1 protein-coding gene is annotated in these 896 nt (G+C 62.4%); it reads left to right on the top strand.

Annotated features, from left to right (window positions below; translation table 11 throughout):
- On the top strand, positions 1-857 hold an 857-nt coding region (locus LOS8367_RS18595; RefSeq protein ID WP_085898014.1), incomplete at its 5' end, for an IS30 family transposase.
- Between the last annotated feature and the right edge of the window lie 39 nt (positions 858-896).

Genomic DNA, 896 nt, shown 5'->3' with positions numbered 1-896 from the left:
ATGAGATACCCCATCTGAGCGGTTACTACGGCATGACCGCGCAACGCGCTTACGAGAAGCGACGCGCCGTCCATCGCAAGCTGATCCGGCACCCGGCCGTGAAAGCTGCCGTGGTCGATCGTCTCAAGGCCGGATGGTCGCCCGAGCAAATTGCGGGCCGGATGAAGCTCGAACGCCATGCCACGTCTGTCAGCCACGAGACCATCTATCGCTACGCCTACTCCGGAGATGGCCGATCCGAGGCACTCTATCGTCACCTGCCGGAGCACCGCCGCCGTCGCCGGCCGCGTGGCATGCGGCGTCACCACGGCCGCAGATTCAGCAATGAACACAGCATTTCGCTGCGGCCCGTGGAGGTCTCCGAGCGCCAGCAGTTCGGGCATTGGGAGTGTGACCTTGTGATGTTTCGCAAGGAGTTCGGCAAGGCGAACGTGACCTCCTTGGTCGAACGCGTCAGCCGCTTCACCGTCTTGGCGAAGAACGCCGACCGGACCTCCAAGCCCGTCATGGAGACCCTGATCTCCGGCCTGAAGGTCCTGCCCCAACCAGCCCGCCGCTCCATCACATTCGACCGAGGCACCGAGTTCACCGCCTGGGCGCATCTCAAGGCCGGTCTCGGCGCGATTCCATGGTTCTGCGACCCGCAATCGCCGTGGCAGAAAGGCACGGTCGAAAACACCAACAACCGGATCCGAAAATACCTTCCCCGCAAGACCGACCCCACGGCGATCACAGATCGATATCTGACTTCGATCTGCGATCGCCTCAACGCCACGCCCCGGAAGTGCCTGGGCTACCGGACCCCGGCCGAAGTCTTCCGGGAAAAGCTGATGGAGGCAATGAAGTCAGGCGAGTAAGTTGAAGCCGTGAAAATTGCGCTTCAGCGTGAGCCCACA

Origin of the sequence: Limimaricola soesokkakensis (genome assembly GCF_900172345.1) — a bacterium.
Classification (GTDB): Bacteria; Pseudomonadota; Alphaproteobacteria; order Rhodobacterales; family Rhodobacteraceae; genus Limimaricola; species Limimaricola soesokkakensis.
This window is presented reverse-complemented; position numbering and strand designations above follow the sequence as displayed.